This window comes from Piscinibacter gummiphilus (genome assembly GCF_032681285.1).
GTDB lineage: Bacteria > Pseudomonadota > Gammaproteobacteria > Burkholderiales > Burkholderiaceae_C > Rhizobacter > Rhizobacter gummiphilus_A.
The window spans coordinates 2,218,248-2,240,981 of record NZ_CP136336.1 but is presented as its reverse complement, the minus strand read 5'-3'; the positions used below and the strand labels follow the sequence as shown (position 1 = coordinate 2,240,981).

General features: G+C 68.0%; 19 protein-coding genes. 12 read left to right on the top strand and 7 right to left on the bottom strand.

From position 1 onward, the window contains the following. The first annotated feature begins 7 nt into the window (after positions 1-7). From malF to RXV79_RS10480, 12 genes are all read left to right on the top strand, one after another. On the top strand, positions 8-1,549 hold the full coding sequence (gene malF / locus RXV79_RS10535; protein WP_316703385.1) for a maltose ABC transporter permease MalF: 1,542 nt from the start codon (positions 8-10) through the stop codon (positions 1,547-1,549). Between the two features lie 12 nt (positions 1,550-1,561). Beyond that, positions 1,562-2,452 (top strand): maltose ABC transporter permease MalG, encoded by an 891-nt coding sequence (gene malG, locus RXV79_RS10530; protein WP_316703384.1) that lies wholly within the window; start codon positions 1,562-1,564, stop codon positions 2,450-2,452. Beyond that, positions 2,449-4,095: an alpha-amylase family glycosyl hydrolase gene (locus tag RXV79_RS10525; RefSeq protein WP_316703383.1), complete on the top strand. Its 1,647-nt coding sequence runs from the start codon at positions 2,449-2,451 to the stop codon at positions 4,093-4,095. The genes malG and RXV79_RS10525 overlap by 4 nt, the downstream gene beginning before the upstream one ends. 136 nt (positions 4,096-4,231) lie before the next feature. Then, positions 4,232-5,104, top strand: a complete 873-nt coding sequence (locus RXV79_RS10520; protein WP_316703382.1) for a class I SAM-dependent methyltransferase — start codon at positions 4,232-4,234, stop codon at positions 5,102-5,104. 108 nt (positions 5,105-5,212) lie between these two features. Next, a complete protein-coding gene (locus tag RXV79_RS10515; protein WP_316703381.1) occupies positions 5,213-6,484 on the top strand; it encodes an ROK family protein in 1,272 nt (423 codons plus the stop codon). A gap of 46 nt (positions 6,485-6,530) precedes the next feature. Beyond that, the gene (xylF, locus tag RXV79_RS10510; protein WP_316703380.1) at positions 6,531-7,553 is read left to right on the top strand and encodes a D-xylose ABC transporter substrate-binding protein; all 1,023 of its coding nucleotides are present in this window, start codon (positions 6,531-6,533) and stop codon (positions 7,551-7,553) included. A gap of 63 nt (positions 7,554-7,616) precedes the next feature. Further along, positions 7,617-8,798 carry a sugar ABC transporter permease gene (locus tag RXV79_RS10505; RefSeq protein WP_316703379.1) on the top strand — a complete coding sequence of 394 codons (1,182 nt, stop codon included), beginning with the start codon at positions 7,617-7,619 and terminating at the stop codon, positions 8,796-8,798. After that, the gene (locus RXV79_RS10500; protein WP_316703378.1) at positions 8,795-9,583 is read left to right on the top strand and encodes an ATP-binding cassette domain-containing protein; all 789 of its coding nucleotides are present in this window, start codon (positions 8,795-8,797) and stop codon (positions 9,581-9,583) included. The genes RXV79_RS10505 and RXV79_RS10500 overlap by 4 nt, the downstream gene beginning before the upstream one ends. A 78-nt stretch (positions 9,584-9,661) precedes the next feature. Next, positions 9,662-10,927, top strand: coding sequence for an ABC transporter substrate-binding protein (locus RXV79_RS10495; protein ID WP_316703377.1), 1,266 nt, complete (start codon positions 9,662-9,664; stop codon positions 10,925-10,927). A gap of 21 nt (positions 10,928-10,948) precedes the next feature. Then, the gene (xylB, locus tag RXV79_RS10490) at positions 10,949-12,415 is read left to right on the top strand and encodes a xylulokinase (RefSeq protein ID WP_316703376.1); all 1,467 of its coding nucleotides are present in this window, start codon (positions 10,949-10,951) and stop codon (positions 12,413-12,415) included. 23 nt (positions 12,416-12,438) lie between these two features. Continuing rightward, entirely contained in the window at positions 12,439-13,752 is a 1,314-nt protein-coding gene (gene xylA / locus RXV79_RS10485; protein WP_316703375.1) for a xylose isomerase, read from the top strand. Positions 13,753-13,754: 2 nt separating this feature from the next. After that, a complete protein-coding gene (locus RXV79_RS10480; RefSeq protein ID WP_316703374.1) occupies positions 13,755-15,398 on the top strand; it encodes a glycoside hydrolase family 43 protein in 1,644 nt (547 codons plus the stop codon). A 19-nt stretch (positions 15,399-15,417) separates the two neighbouring features. Here RXV79_RS10480 and RXV79_RS10475 read toward each other — a convergent pair whose 3' ends face one another. The 7 genes from RXV79_RS10475 to RXV79_RS10445 all read right to left on the bottom strand — a co-directional run bounded on the left by RXV79_RS10475 (position 15,418) and on the right by RXV79_RS10445 (position 22,612). Further along, positions 15,418-15,879, bottom strand: a complete 462-nt coding sequence (locus tag RXV79_RS10475) for a DUF302 domain-containing protein (RefSeq protein WP_316703373.1) — start codon at positions 15,877-15,879, stop codon at positions 15,418-15,420. 200 nt (positions 15,880-16,079) lie between these two features. Continuing rightward, a complete protein-coding gene (upp, locus tag RXV79_RS10470; RefSeq protein WP_316703372.1) occupies positions 16,080-16,706 on the bottom strand; it encodes a uracil phosphoribosyltransferase in 627 nt (208 codons plus the stop codon). 8 nt (positions 16,707-16,714) lie between these two features. Beyond that, positions 16,715-17,461 carry an SIR2 family NAD-dependent protein deacylase gene (locus RXV79_RS10465; RefSeq protein WP_316703371.1) on the bottom strand — a complete coding sequence of 249 codons (747 nt, stop codon included), beginning with the start codon at positions 17,459-17,461 and terminating at the stop codon, positions 16,715-16,717. Further along, positions 17,458-18,204 (bottom strand): 23S rRNA (guanosine(2251)-2'-O)-methyltransferase RlmB, encoded by a 747-nt coding sequence (rlmB, locus tag RXV79_RS10460; protein ID WP_316703370.1) that lies wholly within the window; start codon positions 18,202-18,204, stop codon positions 17,458-17,460. The genes RXV79_RS10465 and rlmB overlap by 4 nt, the downstream gene beginning before the upstream one ends. A gap of 36 nt (positions 18,205-18,240) precedes the next feature. Beyond that, the gene (locus RXV79_RS10455) at positions 18,241-18,603 is read right to left on the bottom strand and encodes a response regulator (protein WP_316703369.1); all 363 of its coding nucleotides are present in this window, start codon (positions 18,601-18,603) and stop codon (positions 18,241-18,243) included. Between the two features lie 12 nt (positions 18,604-18,615). Continuing rightward, complete coding sequence (locus RXV79_RS10450) at positions 18,616-19,770, bottom strand: hybrid sensor histidine kinase/response regulator (protein ID WP_316703368.1); 1,155 nt, start codon at positions 19,768-19,770, stop codon at positions 18,616-18,618. 19 nt (positions 19,771-19,789) lie between these two features. Further along, on the bottom strand, positions 19,790-22,612 hold the full coding sequence (locus RXV79_RS10445) for a response regulator (protein ID WP_316703367.1): 2,823 nt from the start codon (positions 22,610-22,612) through the stop codon (positions 19,790-19,792). Positions 22,613-22,734 lie beyond the last annotated feature (122 nt).

Below are 22,734 nucleotides of genomic sequence, written 5' to 3'. Positions count from 1 at the left end.
GCGGGCCATGCCGACACACAAGAAAAACTCGCCGCGCTGGTTCGGCCCGCTCCTCCTGATCGCGGCCCTGCTGGCCGCGCTCTACATCGTGGTGGTGGTCCACGCCGCGGGCCAGACGCTGCTGGCCGCCACCCTCCTCTTCATCACGGCGCTCGCGGCGTGGCTCTACACCTCGCCACGCTTCTACGCGTGGCGCTATCTCTTCCCGGGCATTGCGGCAGCGATGGTGTTCGTGGTGTTCCCGATGCTCTACACCATCGGCATCGGTTTCACCAACTACAGCTCGGCCAACCTGCTGAGCTTCCAACGGGCCACGCAGTACCACCTCGACGAGACCGCGCCCGCCGAAGGCGACCCGCTCGCATTCACGCTGCATGCCGATGGCCCCGAGTTCCGCGTCCGCCTGAGTGATCCCGATGAGGAATCCAAGGCCTGGGTTTCCGGGCCGCTCGCACTCAAGAACACCGCACCGCTCAAGCTCGCGGTCGAGCCGGCACCGCAGGTGAAGCTGCCGCTCGGCGAGCCGCTGCCCCTGCGCGACGTGATCCAGCGTCAGGCGGCTCTCAAGGCCCTGACCTTCGAGCTGCCCGGTGGCCGCCAGGTGGTGATGACGGGCCTGCGCCAGTTTTCCGGCCTGGAGAAGGTCTACGAACAGCGCGAACCCGGCGTGCTCGTCCACAAGCGCACCGGCGAGCTGCTCAAGGCCAATCACCAAACGGGCTTCTACGAGAAGGCCAATGGCGAGCGCGTGACCCCCGGCTTCCAGGTCGGCGTGGGCTTCGACAACTACCGCCGCATCTTCACGGAGCCCGCCTTCCGCGAGCCCTTCCTGCGCATCTTCGTGTGGACGGTCGCCTTCGCCGCGCTCACCGTGCTCTTCGCCGCCTCGCTCGGCATGCTGCTCGCAGTGCTGCTGAACTGGGACGCGCTGCGCTTCAAGGGCGTCTACCGCGTGCTGCTGTTCCTGCCGTATGCGGTGCCGGGCTTCATCTCCATCCTCGTCTTCCGCGGGCTCTTCAACAACAACTTCGGCGAGATCAACCTGATCCTCGATGCGCTGTTCGGCATCCGCCCGACCTGGTTCTCGGACCCGACGCTCGCGAAGGCGATGCTGCTCATCGTCAACGTGTGGCTGGGCTATCCCTACATGATGCTGGTGTGCATGGGCCTCATCCGCGCCATCCCCGCCGACCTGTACGAAGCCTCGGCGGTGGCCGGTGCCGGGCCGCTGACCAACTTCTTCCGCATCACCGCGCCGCTCGTGATCAAGCCGCTCACGCCGCTGCTGATCGCCGCCTTCGCCTTCAACTTCAACAACTTCGTGCTGATCTCCCTGCTCACCGGCGGTCGGCCCGACTTCCTCGACACCACCGTGCCCGCCGGTACCACGGATCTTCTGGTGTCGTACACCTACCGCATCGCCTTCGAAGACTCGGGCCAGCAGTTCGGCCTGGCCGCCGCGGTCTCCACCGTCATCTTCCTGATGGTGGCGGCGATCTCGATGGTGCAGATCAAGTTCACGCGGATCTCGCGCGATCCGGCCCGCTGAAAGGAGAACACGATGGCCATCGTCGTCGCCAAATCGCAGCGCTGGCGCGTGCTGCTGGCGCATGCTTTCCTCATCGGGTTGGTGATCGTCACGATCTTCCCGTTCCTGATGATCCTGTCGATCTCGTTCCGGCCCGGCAACTTCGCGACCGGCAGCCTGATCCCCGACCGCATCAGCCTCGAACACTGGATGCTCGCGCTCGGCCTGTCGTACACCGCGCCCGACGGCAGCCTGGTGCAGCCCACCTTCCCGGTGCTGCGTTGGCTGTGGAACTCGGTGAAGGTGGCGGCGCTCACCGGCCTCGTGACACTGCTGCTCTCGACCACCGCCGCCTATGCCTTCGCGCGCATGAAGTTCCGCGGCAAGGAAGCTTCGCTCACCGGCCTGATGCTGGTGCAGATGTTCCCGAGCGTGCTGGCGCTGGTCGCCATCTACGCCATCTTCGACCGCATCGGCAACGTCTTCCCCACCTTCGGCATCGACAGCCACTGGTCGCTGCTGCTCGCCTACTCGGGCGGCATCGCGTTGCACGTGTGGACGATCAAGGGCTACTTCGACACCATCCCGGCAGAGATCGAAGAGGCCGCCAAGGTCGACGGCGCGACACCGTGGCAGGCCTTCCGCATCGTGCTGCTGCCGATGGCGCTGCCGATCCTGATGGTGGTCTTCCTGCTGGCCTTCGTGGGCGCGATCATCGAGTACCCGGTCGCCTCGATCCTGCTCAACGAGCAGGCCAAGCTCACGCTCGCGGTCGGCTCCAATCTCTTCCTCTACGAGCAGAAGTACCTGTGGGGCGACTTCGCGGCGGCGGCCATCCTCTCGGGCCTGCCGATCACGCTGGTGTTCATCCTCGCGCAGCGCTGGATGATCTCGGGCCTCACCGCCGGGGGCATCAAGGGATGAGGCGCCTGGCGGTGCTGCTGGCCCTGGTGCCGGTGCTCCTGCTGACCGCGCCAGCCGCGCCAGGCCCGGCCCGCTTCGCCGACAACCCCATCGTCTACTTCGTCGTCACCGACCGCTTCTTCAACGGCGACCCGGCCAACGACAACGCCTACGGCCGCACCCGAGAGGCCAAGCCCGAAGACGACGTGGGCACCTTCCATGGCGGCGACCTGAAAGGACTCGCCGCCAAGCTGAAGGAAGGCTGGTTCCGCGAACTCGGCGTCAACGCGATCTGGATCACCGCGCCCTACGAGCAGATCCACGGCTGGGTGATCGGCGGCAACAAGGCCTTCAAGCACTACGCCTACCACGGCTACTACGCGCTCGACTACACCGTGCTCGACAAGGCGATGGGCACGCCCGACGAGCTTCGCGAGCTGGTCGACACCGCGCATGCGCAAGGCATCCGGATCCTCTTCGACGTGGTGATGAACCACCCGGGCTACCTCGACCTGCAGACCGCGCGCGAGGTCGGCCTCCGGGTGCTGTGGCCCGGCTCCGAGAAGGCGACGCTCGCCAACTACCACTCCTTCATCGACTACAACAACTTCGCCTTCACCGACTGGTGGGGCCGCGACTGGGTGCGTGCCGGCTTGCCGAGCTACCTCGATGGCGGGCGCGACGAGTTCACCAAGCAACTGGCCTTCCTGCCCGACTTCCGCACCGAGAGCACGGCCCATGTGAAGCTGCCGAAGTTCCTGCGCGACAAGCCCGACACGCGAGCCCGCGACCTGCGCGACACGCCCGTGCGCGGCTACCTTGTCGCCTGGCTCACGCAGTGGGTGCGCGAATACGGCATCGATGGCTTTCGCGCCGACACCGTCAAGCACGTGGAGCCAGCCGCCTGGGCCGAGCTGAAGACGGCGGCGACGAAGGCACTCGCCGAGTGGAAGAAGGCGAACCCCGACAAGAAGATCGACGACGAGCCCTTCTGGATGGTCGGCGAAGACTGGGGCAAGGGCCCGCAGCGCGACCCGCTGCACGACAGCGGCTTCGACGCGCTCATCAACTTCGATTTCCAGAACGCGGCCTTGCGCGATGCGCAGCCCGAGAAGCTCTATGCCCGCTACGCCAGCCTGCTCGGCGGCCGGCCGGGCTACAACACGCTCAGCTACCTGTCGTCGCACGATACCGAGCTCTTCGACCGCAAGCGCCTGGCCGATGGCGCCGCCTGGCTGATGCTCGCGCCGGGCGGGGTGCAGATCTACTACGGCGACGAGACGCGCCGCCTGCCCGGCACCGCACCGAGCAGCGACCCGCAGCAGGCCACCCGCTCCGACATGAACTGGGGCAACGTCGACGCGAGCCTGCTCGTGCACTGGCGCAAGCTCGGGCAGTTCCGCCGCAAGCATGTGGCGCTCGCCCGCGGCGCGCACCAGAGGCTCGCCGACAAGCCGTATACCTTCAGCCGCATCGATGCGGTCAGCGGCGACCGTGTCGTCGTCGCGATGGAAGCGAGCGACGCCGAGCACATCGTCGTCGGCGATGTCTTCCCCGAAGGCAGCACGGTGCGCGATGCCTACTCGGGCAACACCGCGATCGTGCGCCAAGGCCGGGTGCAGTTCCCCACCACCCAGCACTGGGTGCTGCTCGAAACACCCTGAGCCCGCAAGCGGGCTCCCGCGTAGTGGGACGCACGTAGTGGGACGCACGTAGTGGCGCGTGCGTAGTGGGCGCCGCGGATGGCAGGCCGCACGCGGCTGCCTAGCATGCGCCGCACCTCCACTCACGCTTCGTGCCATGCAAGACGATCGTCCCAGCACCACCGCCTTCCGCGCCGCGGTCGCCCGCGCACGCCACCAGCTGATCGACACGCCCAAGGTCTTCGACGACCCGCTGGCGCTGCGCATCCTCGGGCCCGAGACTGCGCTCGAACTCGAACGCCTCGGCCGCCGCGGCGACAACCCCTACCTGCGCGGCGTGCGCGCGAGCCTCGTGGCCCGCAGCCGCATCACCGAAGACGCGCTCCACGAGGCCGTGGCCCACGGCGCCACGCAGTACGTGGTGCTCGGCGCGGGGCTCGACACCTTCGCGCTGCGCAGCCCCTATTCGGCGGCGCGCTTGCGTGTCTTCGAGGTCGACCACCCGGCCACGCAGAGCTGGAAGCGGCAGTTGCTCGCACGCGCCGGGCTCGTGGTGCCGGCGCACCTGCACTGGGTGCCGGTCAACTTCGGCCGGCAGTCGGTGGGCGAGGCACTGCTCGACGCCGGCTTCGACCCCGCGCGCCCGGCCTTCTTCTCGTGGCTGGGCGTCACGATGTACCTGCCGCCCGAGGTGACGCTCGCCACGCTGCGCGAGCTGAGCGGCCTGGCCCGGGCCGGCGGCGGCATCGTCTTCGATGTGCTCAACGACCCCGCCACGCTCAACCCGCTGCTGCGGCTCATGCTCGCCGTGCTGCGACGGCGCTTCGCGCGCATGGGCGAACCGTGGATCGGCCATTTCGCGCCGGAGCCTTTGCGCACAGCGCTGCAGGCGATGGGTTTCGCCGACGTGCGCCGGCACGACGCCCACAACGTCAATCCGCGCTTCTTCGACTCGCACCCGCGCGGGCTGCGCATGCGCACGCTCGGCTCGATCGTGCAGGCGAGCCTGCCGAGCCGGTTCGCCACCTGATAAGAGGCGCCACACGGCGCCCCTGGGAAAGCCCTGATTCAATAATACTTCGCCAAAATAAAATGCCGCACTGTTTCGACCGAACACTGCAAAACAGGCCGCTCCGGCATGACACGTCTCCAGTCCCGGCAGATCTCGCTGCTGCACCTCTACCAGGTGCTGCACACCGTGCGCCTCGCGCGCCCGGCGGCGTCGCGTGCCGAGATCTGCCAGGCCACGGGGCTTAGCCAGCCGGCCGTGTCGTCGCTCACGCGGCGGCTGCTCGAAACCGGCGCCTTGATGGAGGTCGGTGCCCGCCCGTCGACCGGCAGTGGCCGCCGTGAACGCGAACTCGCGCTGAACCCCGACTTCGCCTGGGTCGTGGGCGTGAAGGTGTCGATGCACCAGATCACCCTCGCCCTCGTCGACTTCGCGGGTGGCGTGCGCGACACGCTGAAGGTGCCGATCTCCGCCCCCGTCACGCAGGCCGCGCTGCTGCAGCGGCTGGTGAAGGAGATCAAGGCCTGCCTCGCCGCGGCCGACCCGCAGGTGCGCCAGCGTCTGGCTGGCGTGGGTGTGGCGGTGCCGGGCATGGTGGATTCGCTGCGCGGCGAAGTGCACTGGTCGCCGCTGCTCAAGCCCGGCCGCAAGGATGAGGCTGCCGCACTCGCCGCCCCGCTCACCGACGCGCTGGGCGTGCCGGTGATGATCGAGAACGACGCCAACATGCTGGCGCTGGCCGAGCAATGGTTCGGCCAGGCGGCGCGCCTGTCCAACGTCGCGGTGGTCACGCTCGAGCATGGCCTCGGCCTCGGCCTCGTGCTCGATGGCGAACTCTTCCGCGGCCACTCGGGCCTGGCCGCCGAGTTCGGCCACATCCAGGTCGTGCCCGGCGGGCGCGCCTGCCGCTGCGGCAAACAAGGCTGCCTCGAAGCCTACGTGGCCCACAGCGCGGTGGTGGGCCAGGGCCAGGAGGCCGGGCTGCTGCCGGGGGGCGAGCTGGGCTCGGGCGAGATCGAGACCGCCTACGTCGAACTCGCCGCCCAGGCCCGTGCCGGCAACCGCCGCGCACGCCAGATCTTCGAACAACAAGGCGAGCTGCTCGGCCGCTGGATGGGCAACATGGTCAACCTGCTCGCGCCGCAGCTCGTGATGCTTGACGGCATGGAGGAAGGCACCGAGCTCTTCCTCGGCTCGCTGCAGCGCGCGATGAACGAAGCGCTGGCCCTTCCCCATCGCCAGCGCGAGCTGCTGGTGGTGCACCACCGCGGCGACGAGACCTGGGCGCGCGGCGCGGCATCGCTGGTGCTGCAACGCCTGGACGAGTCCGCAGAGATTCTCGAATCGGTGTCACGGCACGGGTTCGAGACTGAACCCGACGGGCCCAGACCCGTCACCTGATCCCCCAAACGCGCCACGAGCGCAAATCACAACGCACGGAGACAACATGAAACTCACCCACGCACTGTTCGCCACTGCTCTGACAACGTTTTCAGCACTCGCTGCCGCTCAAACGGTGGTCGGCGTGAGCTGGTCCAACTTCCAGGAAGAGCGCTGGAAGACCGACGAGGCGGCCATCAAGGAACAGCTTGCCAAGCTGGGCGCGAGCTACGTGAGCGCCGATGCCGGTGGCTCGCCCGAGAAGCAACTGGCCGACGTCGACGGCCTGATCGCCAAGGGCGCGAAGGCGCTGATCATCCTCGCGATGGACAAGGACGCCATCGTGCCGGCACTCGCCAAGGCCAAGCAGCGCAACATCCCGGTCGTCGCCTACGACCGCCTGATCGAGCAGCCCGGCGTCTTCTACATCACCTTCGACAACAAGGAAGTCGGCCGCCTGCAGGCCAAGGGTGTGTTCGCCGCCAAGCCCAAGGGCAACTACGTGATGATCAAGGGCTCGCCCACCGACCCGAACGCCGACTTCCTGCGCGCCGGCCAGGGTGAGGTGCTGGCCGCTGCCATCAAGAAGGGCGACATCAAGATCGTCGGCGAGGAATACACCGACGGCTGGAAGCCCGAGGTCGCGCAGAAGAACATGGAGCAGATCCTCACCCGCAACAACAACAAGGTCGATGCGGTGGTGGCCTCCAACGACGGCACGGCCGGCGGCGTGGTGGCAGCGCTCTCCGCACGCGGCATCAAGGGTGTGCCCGTCTCAGGCCAGGACGGCGACCATGCCGCACTGAACCGCGTGGCCCTCGGCACGCAGACCGTCTCGGTGTGGAAAGACGCCCGTGTGCTCGGCCGTGAAGCCGCTGCCGCCGCGGTGACGCTCGCCGCCGGCAAGAAGGTCGACGGCTCGGTGGTGTGGTCCGACGGCGAGAAGAAGGTGCCGATGACCTCGAAGTTCCTGGCGCCGGTGGCCATCACCGCCAGCAACCTCGACGTGGTCATCAAGGCCGGCTGGGTCAGCAAGGACGTGGTGTGCAAGGGCGTGGCCGCAGCCACCGCTCCGGCCGCCTGCAAGTAAGCAGCCCTCGACCTCGCTTTGAACAGGGAGGCGCCCGCCGCGGCGGGCGCCTCGTTCGGCCCCATGTCCCTTCCCCTCCAGATCAGCGCACTCGACCTGCGGCTGTCGCTCATGGCGGCGGTGCTCGCCGTCATGGCGGTCGTGTTCCACGTGCTGACCGGCACCTTCCTCACGCCGGAAAACCTCTACAACATCGCGCAGCAGACCGCCGTGGTGGGCATCGTCGCGACCGCCGTCGCCCTCATCATCGTGGCGCGCCAGATCGATCTCTCGGTCGGCTCGGTGATGGGCTGCGTGGGCGTGCTCATCGCCTTCCTGCAATACACCTCGGGCTGGCACTGGATCCCGGCCTCGCTCGCCGGCCTGGCGCTCGCGCTCGTCGTCGGCCTGTACCAGGGCTGGCTCACCGCGTATCTCGGCGTGCCCTCCTTCGTGGTCACGCTCGGTGGGCTGATGTCCTTCCGCGGCGCGGCCTTTCTCATCGCCGACGGCAAGACGCAGCCGATCACCGACCCGACCTTTCTTGCGCTCGGTGGCGGGCTCGATGGCTCGCTCGGCCCCGCGCTCAGCTGGGCGCTCGGTGCCGCGCTCTCGGCACTCGTGATTTTCAACACCGCCGCGCGCCGCCGCAGCAAGCGGGCTCATGGCTTCACGGTGCGGCCGCTGTGGTTCGACGCCGCGTTCGCAGCCTTCGTGGTGGCCATGCTGCTCGGCTTCGTCGCCGTCACCTGCGCCTACCAACTGCCGGGCAAGGACGCCGCGCAAGGCGTGCCCATCCCCGTCGTCATCTGGGGCGTGGTCGTGATGGGCATGGCCTTCATCGTGCGGCGCACGCGCTTCGGCCGCTACGTCTACGCCATCGGCGGCAACCCCGAGGCGGCGCTGCTCGTCGGCATTCCGGTGAAGCGGGTGATGCTGATGCTCTTCCTGCTGCTGGCGGTGCTGGTGACGATCGCCTCGGTGGTCTCCGTCGCCCGCCTCAACGCCGGCACGAACTCGCTCGGCACGAACATGGAGCTTTACGTCATTGCCGCGGCGGTGATCGGCGGCGTGGCGCTGTCGGGCGGCAGCGGCACCGTGCTCGGCTCGGTGTTGGGCGCGCTCATCATCCAGTTCCTCGAGAGCGGCCTCTTGCTGCTCGACGTGGGCATCGGCCAGCGCATGGTCATCATCGGCCAGGTGCTGATCGTCGCGGTGGTGTTCGACGTGCTCTACCGTCGCTGGACCGGGGAGCGTCTGACATGAACACCCCCATGCCCATGACTGCGCCTCTGGTGGAGCTGAAGAACATCCACAAGGCCTTCTTCGGCGTGCGGGCCGTCGAAGGTGTGAGCCTGAGCGTCTACCCCGGCGAAGTGGTGGCCGTGCTCGGCCACAACGGCGCCGGCAAGTCGACGCTGATGAAGATGCTCGCGGGCGCCTTCCCGATCGACAGCGGCGAGATCCTCGTCAACGGCCAGCCCGCGAAGATCGACACCCCCGCCGACTCGCAGGCCCTCGGCATCGAGACGATCTACCAGACGCTCGCACTCGCCGACAACCTCGACAGCGTGGCCAACCTCTTCCTTGGCCGCGAGCTGCTCACGCGATTCCGCACGCTCGACGACGACGCGATGGAGGTCGCCGCGCGCGACGTCTTCCACCGCCTCAACCCCAACTTCAAGAACATCCGCGTGCCGGTGCGTTCGCTCTCGGGCGGCCAGCGGCAGGTGGTCGCCATCTCGCGGGCGCTGTACTTCAACGCCCGCGTGCTGATCATGGACGAGCCCTGCGCCGCGCTCGGCCCCGAGGAGACACGCATGGTCCACGAGCTCGTGAAGAAGCTCAAGGCCCAGGGCGTGGGCATCTTCCTGATCACCCATGACATGCCCGACGTGTTCGGCCTTTCCGATCGCCTCACGGTGATGAAGAACGGCCGCACGGTGGGCACCTACAAGACCGCCGAGGTCACCGAGGACGAAGTGCTCGGAATGATCATCGGCGGCAAACCACTGCCCGGCAGGCCCAGCTCTCCACCACAGAGCCCCTGACCGGCAGATTTCAAAACGCCTGTTCTCCGCCAATACCACCACCTTCCTTTTCTTCATCCAGAACACAGGAGACAAACCATGCACACACTGACCAAGCGGGCCGCGCTTCAGCGCCTGGTCATCGGGACGGCTGCCGCCGTCGCCGCCTTCGGCGCCCAGGCGCAGACCACGACGCTGACCGTCGCGTCCTTCCCAAGCTTCGACCTGGCCGTGAAGGCCGCGATCCCGCTGTACAAGAAGGTCAACCCCAACGTGGAGATCAAGCTCGTGAGCCTGGCCTTCGCCGACCACCACACCGCGATGACCACCGCGCTCGCCGCCGGCGGCAACGTGCCTGACGTGATGGGCGTGGAGCTGAGCTACATCGGCCGTCTCGTCGAGTCGAAAGGCCTGGAAGACCTGGGCAAGCCGCCCTACAACGGCATGGCGCTCACACCGAAGTTCGCCAAGTTCACCGTGCCGCTGGCCATGAGCGGCTCGGGCACGCTCGCGGCCATTCCGGCCGACATCGGCCCGGGCGCCCTCTTCTATCGCAAGGACATGATGGACAAGGCCGGCGTCACCGAAGCCGACCTCACCAAGAGCTGGGAGTCGTACATCGAGGCGGGCAAGAAGGTGAAGGCTGCGACCGGTGCCTACCTGATGGCCGATGCGGTCGACATCAAGGACATCTACATCCGCTCGGGCCTCAAGGCCGGCGAGGGCATCTACTTCGACAAGAAGGGCCAGCCGCTGATCGACTCGCCGCGCTTCCAGAAAGGCTTCGAGCTGGCCAAGGCCGCGCGCAACGCCGGCATCGACGCCAAGGTGAAGGCCTGGTCGCCTGAGTGGGGCGAAGGCTTCAAGCGCGACAAGGTGGCCTCGCAGATGATGGGCGCATGGCTCGGCGGCCACCTGAGCAACTGGCTCGCACCCGACTCCAAGGGCCAGTGGCGCTCGGCGCAACTGCCCAACGGCGCCTTCGCTTCGTGGGGCGGCTCGTTCTATGCCATCCCGCAGAAGGCGCAGAACAAGGCTGCGGCCTGGGAGTTCATCAAGTTCATGACGACGAACAAGGAAATGCAGATCGAGGCCTTCCGCAAGCTCGACGCGTTCCCGGCGCTCATCGAGGCGCAGTCCGACCCGTTCGTCAACGAGCCCATCGAATACTTCGGCGGCCAGAAGGCGCGCCAGCTCTGGAAGGTCTCGGCCGACAAGATCCAGGCCATCGCGGTCGACAAGTTCGACCCGGTCGCCAACGAGATCGTCAACGCCGAGCTCGACAAGGTGCTGGAGCAGAACAAGGACATCAAGACCGCCTTGGCTGACGCGCAATCGGCGATCAAGAAGCGCGTGCGTCGCTGATGCACTGACGGAGCCCCAAGCATGTACCTCGGCATCGACCTCGGCACCTCGGAGGTCAAGCTCGTGCTGCTCGCCACGAGCGGCAGCATCGTCGCGCAGGCCGGCGTGAAGCTCGGCATCTCGCGGCCCCACCCGGGCTGGAGCGAGCAGGCGCCGGCCGACTGGTGGGCCGCCACCCAGGCCGCCGTGGTGCAGCTGCGCCAGCAGGCACCGCAGGCCTGGGCCGCGGTGCGCGCCATCGGGCTTTCGGGCCAGATGCACGGCGCCGTGCTGCTCGACGCGCATGGCGAGGTGCTGCGCCCGGCCATCCTCTGGAACGACGTGCGATCTGCGCAGCAGTGCGAGAGTCTCACGAGGGCCCTTCCCACGCTGCCGCAGATCGCCGGCAACCTCGCAATGCCGGGCTTCACCGCCCCTAAGCTCGCATGGGTGCGCGAGCATGAGCCGGCGGTCTTCGAACGTGTGGCCAAGGTGCTGCTGCCGAAGGACTACCTGCGCTTTCGCATGACGGGCGCCTACGTGAGCGAGATGTCGGATGCGGCCGGCACGCTGTGGCTCGACGTGGCCCAACGTGCGTGGTCCGAGGAGCTTCTCGCGGTCACGGGCCTCGACCGTTCGCACATGCCCGAGCTGGTGGAAGGCAGCGCCGTCTCGGCGCGGCTTTCGCCCGAGGTCGCGTGGGCCTGGGGCCTGCCGCCGTCGACGATCGTGGCCGGTGGCGGTGGCGACAACGCGGCAAGTGCCGTCGGCATCGGCGCGGTGAACCCGGGTGACGGTTTCCTCTCGCTCGGCACGAGCGGCGTGCTCTTCGTCGTCAACGACCGCTTCCGCCCCAACCCGGCGTCGGCCGTGCATGCCTTCTGCCATGCGCTGCCGGGGCGCTGGCACCAGATGGCGGTGATGCTCTCGGCGGCCTCGTGCCTGCAGTGGGTCACGCAGCTCACCGGCGCGGGAAGCGAAGCCGCGCTGCTCGCCCGCACCGAAACCTTGACCGACGCCGAACGCCAGGCCGCGCCCATCTTCCTGCCCTACCTCTCGGGCGAGCGCACGCCGCACAACGATGCCAAGGCACGCGGCATGTTCTTCGGCATGAACCACGACACCGATGCGCGTGCCCTCGCCCATGCCGTGCTCGAAGGCGTGGCTTTCGGCCTGCGCGATGGCCTCGATGCGCTGCGCGCGGCCGGCACCGACGTGGGGCCGCTCGCGCTGGTGGGCGGCGGTGCACGCAGCGCGCTCTGGGCCCAGCTGCTCGCCGACGTGCTGGGCGTCGAGGTGCGCACGCTCGATGGCGGCGAAGCCGGCGGCGCCCTCGGTGCGGCGCGGCTGGCCTGGCTCGCCGACGGCGGCGACGAGCGCGAGGTGTGCCGCCCCCCCGCGCTGCGCGAGCGTTTCCTGCTCGACCCCGCACGTGCCCCGGCCCTCTTCGCCCGCCACCAACGATTCCGCGGCCTCTACGCCGCCACCCGCGAACTCTTCGCGAATTGAACCCTTTCTCTGGAGAAGTACCCATGAGCTACCTGAAGACCATCGCCCCCATCAAGTACGAGGGCGAGAACAGCACCAACCCCCTCGCCTTCCGCTGGTACGACAAGGACCGGGTCGTCCTCGGCAAACGCATGGAAGACCACCTGCGCTTCGCCGCGTGCTACTGGCACACCTTCTGCTGGAACGGCTTCGACGTCTTCGGCTACGACGGCAGCTTCGAGCGCCCGTGGCACCACATGGCCGACCCGATGGAAGCCGCACGCGCCAAGGCCGAAGTGGCCTTCGACTTCTTCCAGAAGCTCGGGGTGCCCTACTACTGCTTCCACGACCGTGACGTCGCCCCCGAAGGCGCCACGCCGCGCGAGAGCGTCGACCGCCTGCGCCGCATGGTCGACGTGCTGGGCGAACACCAGCAACGCACCGGCATGAAGGTGCTGTGGGGCACGGCCAACCTCTTCAGCCACCGCCGCTTCATGAGCGGCGCGGCGACCAACCCCGACCCCGAGATCTTCGCGATGGCCGCGCTGCAGGTGAAGGAGGCGATGGACGCGACGAAGAAGCTCAGCGGCGAGAACTACGTGATGTGGGGTGGTCGTGAAGGCTACGAGACGCTTATCAACACCGACATGAAACGCGAGCTGGCGCAGCTCGGCCGTTTCCTCTCGATGGCCGTCGAGCACAAGCACAAGATCGGGCTCGAGGGCCCCATCCTCATCGAGCCCAAGCCGCGCGAGCCCACCAAGCACCAGTACGACTTCGACGTGGCCACCGTGTTCGGCTTCCTCAAGCAGTACGGCCTGGAGAAGGAGGTCAAGGTCAACATCGAGGCCAACCATGCCACGCTCGCCGGCCACAGCTTCGAGCACGAGATCGTGACGGCGCTCACGCTCGGCATCTTCGGCTCGCTCGACATGAACCGCGGTGACATGCAGTGCGGCTGGGACACCGACCAGTTCCCCAACAACATCCCCGAGACCGCGCTTGCGATGTACTACATCCTGCAGGCCGGTGGCTTCACCACGGGTGGGCTCAACTTCGATGCGAAGGTGCGCCGCCAGTCGATCGATGCGGAAGACCTCTTCATCGGCCACATCGGCGGCATGGACGTGGCGGCACGCGCGCTGCTGATCGCCGAGAAGATGATCCAGGACGGCGGCCACGCCCGCGCCGTGGCCGAGCGCTACGCCGGCTGGGACGCGCAGTTGGGCAAGGACATCCACGCCGGCAAGTTCGACCTGGCCGCGCTGGCCCAGCGCACGCTCGACCGCAACACCGACGTCGCCCCGCGCTCCGGCAAGCAGGAAGCGCTGGAGAACTGGTTCAACCGATTCGTCTGACCATGAGCGCCACCATCCAGAACCCGGTGCTGCCGGGCTTCCACCCCGACCCGGCCATCCTGCGCGTGGGCCGCGATTTCTACCTCGCCACCTCCACCTTCGAATGGTGGCCCGGCGTGCGCATCCACCACTCGCGCGATCTCGTGCACTGGCAGCACCTCTCGTATGTGTTGACGCGCAAGAGCCAACTCGACATGCGCGGCAACCCCGACTCCGCCGGCATCTGGGCACCCTGCCTCAGCTACCGCGACGGGCTGTTCTACATGGTGTTCACCAACGTGCGCAGCAAGCTCGGCGGCTACAAGGACACGCCGAACTACGTGGTCACCGCGCCGCACCCGAGCGGCCCGTGGTCGGAGCCGGTCTACCTCCACAGCCGCGGCTTCGACGCCTCGATGTTCCATGACGACGACGGCCGCAGCTGGGTGCTCAGCATGCAATGGGACCACCGGCCCGGGCACAACGCCTTCCACGGCATCCTGCTGCAGGAGTACGACCACGAGAAGCGTTGCGTCACCGGCCCGGTGAAGAACATCTTCCCGGGCACCTCGCTCGGCGTGGTGGAAGGCCCGCACCTCTACAAGCGCGACGGCTGGTACGTGCTGCTGACGGCCGAGGGCGGCACCTTCTACGAACACGCCGTGACGATCGCACGCTCGCGCAGCATCGACGGCCCCTACGAGCTGAGCCCGCACCACCCGATGCTCACCGCGTGGCACAAGTCGCCGGCCGGGCTGCAACGTGCGGGCCATGCAAGCCTCGTCGACACACCTGAGGGCGAGTGGTACATGGCCCACCTGTGCGGCCGGCCGCTCGAATGGCGCGAGCACCCGCCTGCCACGCCCCCCGAGAGCTACGACGGCCTGCACTGCAACCTGGGCCGCGAGACCGCGCTGCAGCGCGTCGAGTGGACGGCCGATGGCTGGCCACGCCTCGCGCATGGCGACAACGCGCCACGCACGGAAGTACCGGCGCCCAAGCTGCCGCCTGCGCCGGTGGAGCGCGAGCCGGTGCGCGACGACTTCTCGTCCACCACCTTGAGCGGCCACTGGAACACGTTGCGCGAACCGGCCGATGCGAGCTGGCTGTCGCTCAGCGCTCGCCCCGGCCACCTGCGTCTGGTCGGCCGCTGCTCGCTGATGTCCACCTTCGACCAGAGCCTCATCGCTCGCCGCCAGCAGCACTTCGATTGCGAAGCCGAGACGGTGGTCGAGTTCCAGCCGGTGGTGTTCCAGCAGATGGCCGGCCTCGTCGCCTACTACAACACCCAGAACCACGCCTACCTGCACGTCTCGCACGACGAAGAGCGCAACGGGCGTGTGCTGCGGCTGTCGGTCAACGACCACGGCAAGCTGCGCGAGGCGGCGGCGCCCATTGCCATCGGCAACGTGCCGCGCGTGTGGCTGAAGCTGCGTTTCGAAGGCGAGGCGCTGCGCTTCTCGTATGCGCTGGCCGAAGGCGACTGGCGGCCGTTCGGCGAGACGTTGCGTGCGGCCATCCTGTCGGACGAACACGCCACGCGTTTCGACGACGGCTTCCCGCGCAGCTTCGGTTTCACCGGCAACTACATCGGCCTCGCCTGCCAAGACCTGAGCGGCTCAGGGCTGCATGCGGACTTCGACTACTTCGACTACTCGCCGCAGTAGCGGCAGGAGACGAGCGGCCTCAGGCCGAGAGCGCCTCGTCGACCACCGCCGGGAGGCCGGCGAGGTCGCTCTGCAATTGGTCTGACAAGCCTTCCGGCGCATCGCGCAGCACGTCGCGCGGCAGGAAGACTTCGGTGCCGCCCGCCGCCGCCTGCTTGAGGTAGACCGTGAGCAGCAGGTTGGGCTTGGCGCCCTCGCTTTCCATCATCACCGGCGTACCGCCCTGCGACGACTCGAACACGAGCATGTAGCGTGATTCGCCGGTGACCTCGTTGAGCTTCTGCGGCAGACAGGCGAGCACGTGCATGCCGTGGCGTTGTGCGCTGGCCTCGATGCGCTGAACCGTTTCAGACACTCCGTAGCGGCTGATCCTGGTGAGCGTGAGACGCTCGTCTTCGCTTGCAAAACTTCTGCCACCGCTGACGGCCGCGACCATGATCGCCACACCACTGGTCATCCAGAAGCGAAACGGTTTCTTCATCAGAAAGCTCCTTTTGCGCTCGGAGCGCCGACGTTACGACTGCTTCAAACCGTCGGTCAAGGCACTGCAAAGCGAAGAAACGTAAAAGCACTCGGGTGCTTCCCGCAGTCGTCTGATGACGCACTGCGGCATGCGTTCCTCGAGCATGGCGCCGATGTGTGACAAGACGTTGACCCGCCCCTTGCGTGGGGGCTTGCCGCCTATTTCGTGCCGAAGATCTTGTCGCCCGCGTCGCCCAGGCCGGGAATGATGTAGCCCAGCTCGTTGAGGTGGCTGTCGATGGCGGCCGTCCAGCAGCGCACGTCGGGGTGTGCCTTCTGCAATGCCGCGATCCCTTCGGGCGCGGCCACGAGCACGAGGGCGCGCACGTCCGTGCAACCACGTCGCTTCAGCAGGTCGACGGTCGCGATCATCGAGCCGGCGGTGGCGAGCATCGGGTCGACGATGAGTGCGGTGCGCTCGTCGAGGTGGCCGACGAACTTCTCGAAATAGTGCTCGGGTTCAAGCGTCTCGTGGTTGCGGCTCAGGCCCACCACGCTCACCTTGGCGTTGGGCACCATGTCGAGCACGCCGTCGAGCATGCCCAGGCCCGCGCGCAGGATGGGCACCACGGTGACCTTGCGGCCCTTCACCTGGTCGATCTCGACCGGGCCGCTCCAGCATGCGACGGTGGTCTTCTCGAGCGGGAAATCGGCGGTCGCTTCATACGCCAGCAGGCGTGCCAGCTCGTGCGTGAGTTCGCGGAACTTCTTGGTGGAAATGTCGGCCTCGCGCAGGAGACCGATCTTGTGTTTGACGAGAGGGTGCTTGACGTCGATGACTGGCATGGTTCGGTTCACTCCGTTTGCAGCAACGCAGGCAAGATCCGCGCCGCCGTGCCGCGCAGCAGCAGGTGCGCCTCGTCGTCGATCTCGCTCGGCTCGGGGTTGAGGATGATGACCTTCGCGCCGGCGCGCCGCGCCGTGTGCGCGAGCCCCGCTGCCGGGTAGACGGCGCCCGAGGTGCCGATCACGAGCATCGCGTCGCAGCTCTGCGCCAGCAGCTCGGCGCGCGACAAGGCCTCGGCCGGCAGCATCTCGCCGAACCACACCACGCCGGGGCGCACGAGGTTGCCGCAGGCGGCGCAGCGCGGTGGGCTGCCGGGCACGGCGCGACTCATGTCGCACGGCCGGCAACGCCCGGTGTCGAGCCACACGTCTTGCAGGATGTCGCCGTGCAGACGGATCACGTCGGTGCTGCCGGCGCGCTGGTGCAGGTCGTCCACGTTCTGCGTCACGATGGTCACGCGGCCAAGGTGCGTTTTCTCGTACTGCGCGAGCGCCACATGGCCCGCGTTCGGCAGCGCACGCTGCACGCCCTTGCGGCGCTCCGCGTACCAGTCCCACACGAGCGACGGGTTGGTGCGAAAGCCCTCCGGGCTTGCGAGCTGGGCGGGGTCGAACTTCGCCCAGAGGCCGGTCTGTGCATCGCGGAAGGTGGCGATGCCGCTCTCGGCCGACATGCCCGCGCCGGTGAGCACCGCCAGCGTGCCAGCCCCGTGCACCCAGGCACGGGCCTCGCGCAGCGGTGCCGGCTCGTTCATCCCTTCGCCTCGCGCTGACGCAGCGCTTCGTACAGGCACACGCCCGACGCGACCGACACGTTGAGGCTCTCCACCGCGCCCTTCATCGGCAGGCGCACGAGCTCGTCGCATGTCTTGGCGGTGAGCTGGCGCATGCCGGCGCCTTCGGCCCCGAGCACCAGCGCCACCGGGCCGCTGAGGTCGATCTCGTAGAGCGACTTCTCGGCGGCGTCGGACGTGCCGATCACGCGGATGTCACGCTCCTTCAGTTCGCCCAGCGTACGCGCGAGGTTGGTCACCATGAAGTACGGCACCGTCTCGGCCGCGCCGCTCGCCACCTTGGCGACCGTGGCGTTGATGCCGACCGCATGGTCCTTCGGCGCGATCACCGCATGCGCGCCGGCGCCATCGGCCACGCGCAGGCAGGCGCCGAGGTTGTGCGGGTCGGTGATGCCGTCGAGCACCAGCAGCAACGGCGGGCCTTCCACCGCGTCGAGCGTGTCGTCGAGCGAGTGGCTCTTGGCCACCGCGCTCACACGCGCCACCACGCCCTGGTGGCGGTGCGTGCCGCACAGCTTCTGCAGGCGGTCGTCGTCGCTCTCGATCAGGCGCACGCCGGCCTCCTTCGCGCGCTCGACGAACTGGCGCATGCGCTGGTCGCGCCGCGAGGCGTCGACGTGGATCTCGGTGATGGAGTCGGCGGCCGTCTTCAGCCGCACGGTGACGGCGTGGAAGCCGAAAAGAATCGAAGTCTTGCTGGTCATGCGGCGATGGTATCTGCGCCACGCCGCGGGCACGCCTCAGTTCAGCGCCTTGTTCACCACGTCCATCAGCTGCTGGTACTGGTAGGGCTTGGCGAGGTAGGCGTCGCAGCCTGCCGCGAGGATTCGCTCGGCGTCGCCCTTCATCGCGAGCGCCGTGAGCGCCACCACCTTGATGTGCGAGGTGCTCGGGTTCGACTTCAGCCGGCGCGTGACCTCCAGCCCGTCGAGCCCGGGCATCTGCACGTCCATCAGCACCAGGTCGGGCTGCCTGTCGTGCGCGAGCTGCAGGCCGATCTCGCCGCTCTCGGCGGCCAGGGTCGCGTGCCCCGCCTTGTGCAGCACCAGCTGGGCGAGCTTCAGGTTCTGCGGGTTGTCTTCGACGACGAGGATGTTGGCCATGCAGTGCTCCTTTCAAACCAGCGGGGCCGGCCGGCTCGACAATCGCCCCAGCGTAAAGAAGAAGGTCGCCCCGCGGCCCGGAGCCGACTCGACCCACAGGCGGCCGCCGTGCTTGTCGATCACGCGCTGCACGATGGCCAGCCCCACGCCGTTGCCCTGGAAGTTCGAATCGGAATGGAAGCGCTGGAAGGGCCGGAAGAGCCGCTCGCCGGCGGCGTGCACGTCGAAGCCGGCGCCGTTGTCGCGCACGTAGAAGACCTGGCCGTCGTCCTTGTCGTCTGCCTCTCGGCTGCCGAAGTCGATGAAGGGGCGCGGCACCCCGGCGCTGTATTTCCAGGCGTTCGACAGCAGGTTCGACAGGGCCACCCGCAGCAGCCGCTGGTCGCCCTGCGCCTGCAGGCCCTGCTGCACCTGCCACGACGCATGCACCTGCGGGCGCAGGGCCTCCAGCTCCGTCAGCAGCGTTTGCGCCAGGTGCGACAGGTCGACCGGCTGGATCTGCATCTCGGTGCGGCTCATGTTGCCCAGCAGCAGCATGTCGTCGATGAGGCTGTTCATGCGGTGGGCCGCACTCTGGATGTAGCCCACGTAGTCGAGCGCCTTCTCGTTGAGCGGGCCGGCGTGCCCCATCTGCAGCAGGTCGGCGAAGCCTGCGATCTGCCCGAGCGGTGTGCGCAGGTCGTGCGAGACGGAGTAGCTGAAGCCTTCCATCTCGGCGTGCACGGTGCGCAGCTCGCGATACGCCTTCTCGATGGCGTGCGCGTGCAGCTCGGCCTCGGCGCGCAGGCGGTGCATGCGGATGAAGATCGCCGCCTTGGCACGCAGGATCTCCGGCACGATGGGCGAGAGGATGTAGTCGACCGCGCCGAGCCGGTAGCCGCGGTAGGTGTCCTGCTCGTGCACGTAGACCGCCGAGACGAAGACGATGGGGGCGTCGAGGCCGGGGCATTTGTCGCGGATGGCCTGCGCCACCTGGAAGCCGTCCATGCCGGAGAGGTGCACGTCGAGCAGCACCATCGCATAGGGCTGGTCGGTGCATTTGTCGAGGGCCTCCTCGCCGGAGCTGGCCATGTAGAGCTGCGCGCCCAGGTCGCTGAGCGTGGCCTGGTAGAGGCGGCGGTTGGCCGGGTTGTCGTCGACGATGAGGATCGCAGGGTCGGCGTGCATGCAGTTCCAGTGGGAGGGGTCAGTGCCAGGTCGTGTGTTGTCGCCCGGCCAATGCGCGTTTGACTTCGGCCAGGAGGCCGATCGAATTGAAATGGGTCTTCTCCATCACCTGCTGCACCTTGCCGCTGAGCAGTGCGCGGTCTTCGCGCGTCAGCAGCTTGGCGGTCAGCACGATGACGGGAATGCCCGCGGTCTCGGGGCTGTTGCGCAGGCCTTGCACCACGTCGAAGCCCGTCACCTGCGGCATCATCAGATCGAGCACGATGAGCGCCGGCGCCTCGGCGCGCACGATGTCGAGCGCCTCCTGCCCGCCATAGGCACCCACCGGCGTGTAGCCCGCCACCTGCAGGTGCTTGCTGACGAGGGACACCGCCTTCGGGTCGTCGTCGACCACCAGCACGCGCGCCCCGGTGTGCGGCTCGTCGAGGCCGGCGGCAGCGAGTGCGGCCAACAGGTCGCCCTGCGTCACCGGCTTCACCAGCACCTGTGCCGCGCCGAGCGCAAAGCCGCGCTGAACCTCGTCGGTGATCGAGACGATGACAACGGGGATGTTGGTGGTGTCGGGCTGGTCCTTCAGCCGGGCGAGCATGTCCCAGCCGTCCATGCCGGGCAGGATGATGTCGAGCACCACGGCCGCAGGGTTCAGCTCGGCGGCGCGCCGCAGGCCGTCCTCCGCGGTGCCGGCGAATTCGACCCGGTAACCGTTGGCTTCGAGCTGCAGGCGCATCAGGTTGGCGGCGCGCGGGTCGTCTTCGACCACGAGCACGAGCGGCTTGCCCTCGGCTTGGGCGACGGCGGGCACGCGCGCATCGCCGTGCGAGCCTTCGGCGATCGCGGGGGGCTGGGCGGTCTCGGCCTTGGCCTCGACTTCGCGCCACGGCAGCCACACCGCAAAGGTCGAGCCCTTCTCTTCCACGCTGCGCACCATGAGGCCGCCGCCGTGCAGCTCGGCCAGGCGCCTCACCATCGTGAGGCCGAGGCCGGTGCCGGCGTACTGGCGTGAGAGCGACGAGTCGATCTGCACGAAGGCCTGGAAGAGATGCTGCAGGTCCGCAGGCGCGATGCCAATGCCCGAATCGGTGACGCGCAGCTCGAGGTAATGCTCCCACCGGGTATCGACGGGCGGGAACACCCGCGTGCCCGGCTCGGGCTGGATGCCACGCACCCGCTCGGCCGGCACGCGCTCCATCGCGAGCGTCACGGTGCCGCCCTCGGGCGTGAACTTGAGCGCGTTGGACACGAGGTTGTAGACGATCTGCTTGGCCTTGCGCATGTCCAGGCAGAGGTGGCCGATGCCCGGGGGGCACTGCACGTTGAGGCGCACGCGCGCGGTGGCGGCGCGCTCGCGCAGCACCGACATCGTGCTGGCCGCGAGCAGCTGCGGGTCGGCGCCTTCGAGTTCGAGGATGACCTGGCCCGACTCGACCTTCGAGAGGTCGAGGATGTCGTTGATGAGGGACAGGAGGTGCTTGCCGCTGCCGTGGATGTCTTCCACGTACTCCTGCTGCTCCGTGCCCAGCGGCCCGGTGAGGCCGTCTTTCATGATCTCGGAGAAACCGATGATGGCGTTGAGCGGCGTGCGCAGCTCGTGGCTCATGTTGGCAAGGAACTCGCTCTTCATGCGGTTGGCCCGCTCCAGCTCGGCGTTCTTGCGCTGGATGTCTTCGCCCCGGCTGCGCAGCTGGTCGGTGAGCAGGCTCATCTCCTCGAGATGGCTCAGGTTGTTGAGCGCCACGGCCAGCTGGGCAGACAGGCGGTCGACGAACTCGCGGTCGCGCTCGCCGAGCGGCTTCCCGGTGCCGAGCACCAGCACGCCGAGCAGACGCGACTGGTATTGCACCGGGCACATCAGCACCGCGGCCGGGCGAACCGTGGCCAGACCCGTCTCGATGTTCATCGCGCCCGCCCCCTCCAGCCCTTCGAGGTAAAGGCTGTGGCCCTCGCGCGCGGCGGTGCCGATCGGCCCGTCGTCGAGGCGCACCATGCGCTTGATGTCGGCGGGTGCGCCTCGCGCTGCGTCCAGGCGAAGGCCACCCGCCCATTCGTCGTAGCAATAGAAGGCGCCTACGGGGAAGAGCGGGTTCTCGCCCAGCAGCGAGAGCGTGCCCTCGAGCACGCGCTTGCGGTCGTTCTCGGCGTTGTAGAGGATGAGTGCGCGGGCATGCACCGCGTCGTAGGCGCGCTCTTCGGCCACCAGCACCTCGGCCAACGCGCGCGCCTTGAGATCGCGCGACATGCGCCAGAAGGTGGTCGGCAGCAGCACCAGCAGCAAGGCCACGAAGCTGGCGAAGATCAGCACCGTGCTGCGCGTGCGCGCCGCCTGCACGGATTCGCGCTCGGTGAGCAGGCGGTCTTCCTCGGCCACGAGCAGGTCGATGTGGGGGCGGATGTCGGCCAGCGCCTGCGAGCCGATCTCGATGCGCTGCTCTGCCGAATAGGGGTTGCCGCTCTGCAGGAGCCCGTCGCTCACGCGGTAGACGGCCACTCGCGTGCCGACCTCGCGCCGCAGGTTAGCCACGCGCATGGCCTGCTCGGGGTTGTCGGTGGTGAGGCGGGTGAGTTCGACCAGGCCTTTTTCAAGCGACTCCAGCGCCACGTCGCGCTCGCTGCGGTAAGAGGTGAGGCGTGTCACGAGATAGGCGCGCTGGCCCGCCTCGGCCCGGTACAGGCTCGATTCGAGGTCGCGGATGACCGCCTTCACCTCATGGGTGTGGTTGACGAAGCGGCCCGCTTCGACCGTCTGGCGGGCGTAGTCCCACGCGAAATAACCCAAGGCTGCCACGGCGGCCGCAGCCACCAACATGCCCAACAACATCGCCCGCTGCATCGAGATTCGTTTCATGCCGTCTCCTGGAGCGAACGTACCGCCGCTCACACCTCGCCACAACTGACACATGTGTCAGGCCCCGTCGCAAGAAGGCCCATCGCCCCTGGGGAATGCCGCTTGCTCACAATCCGCTTTTC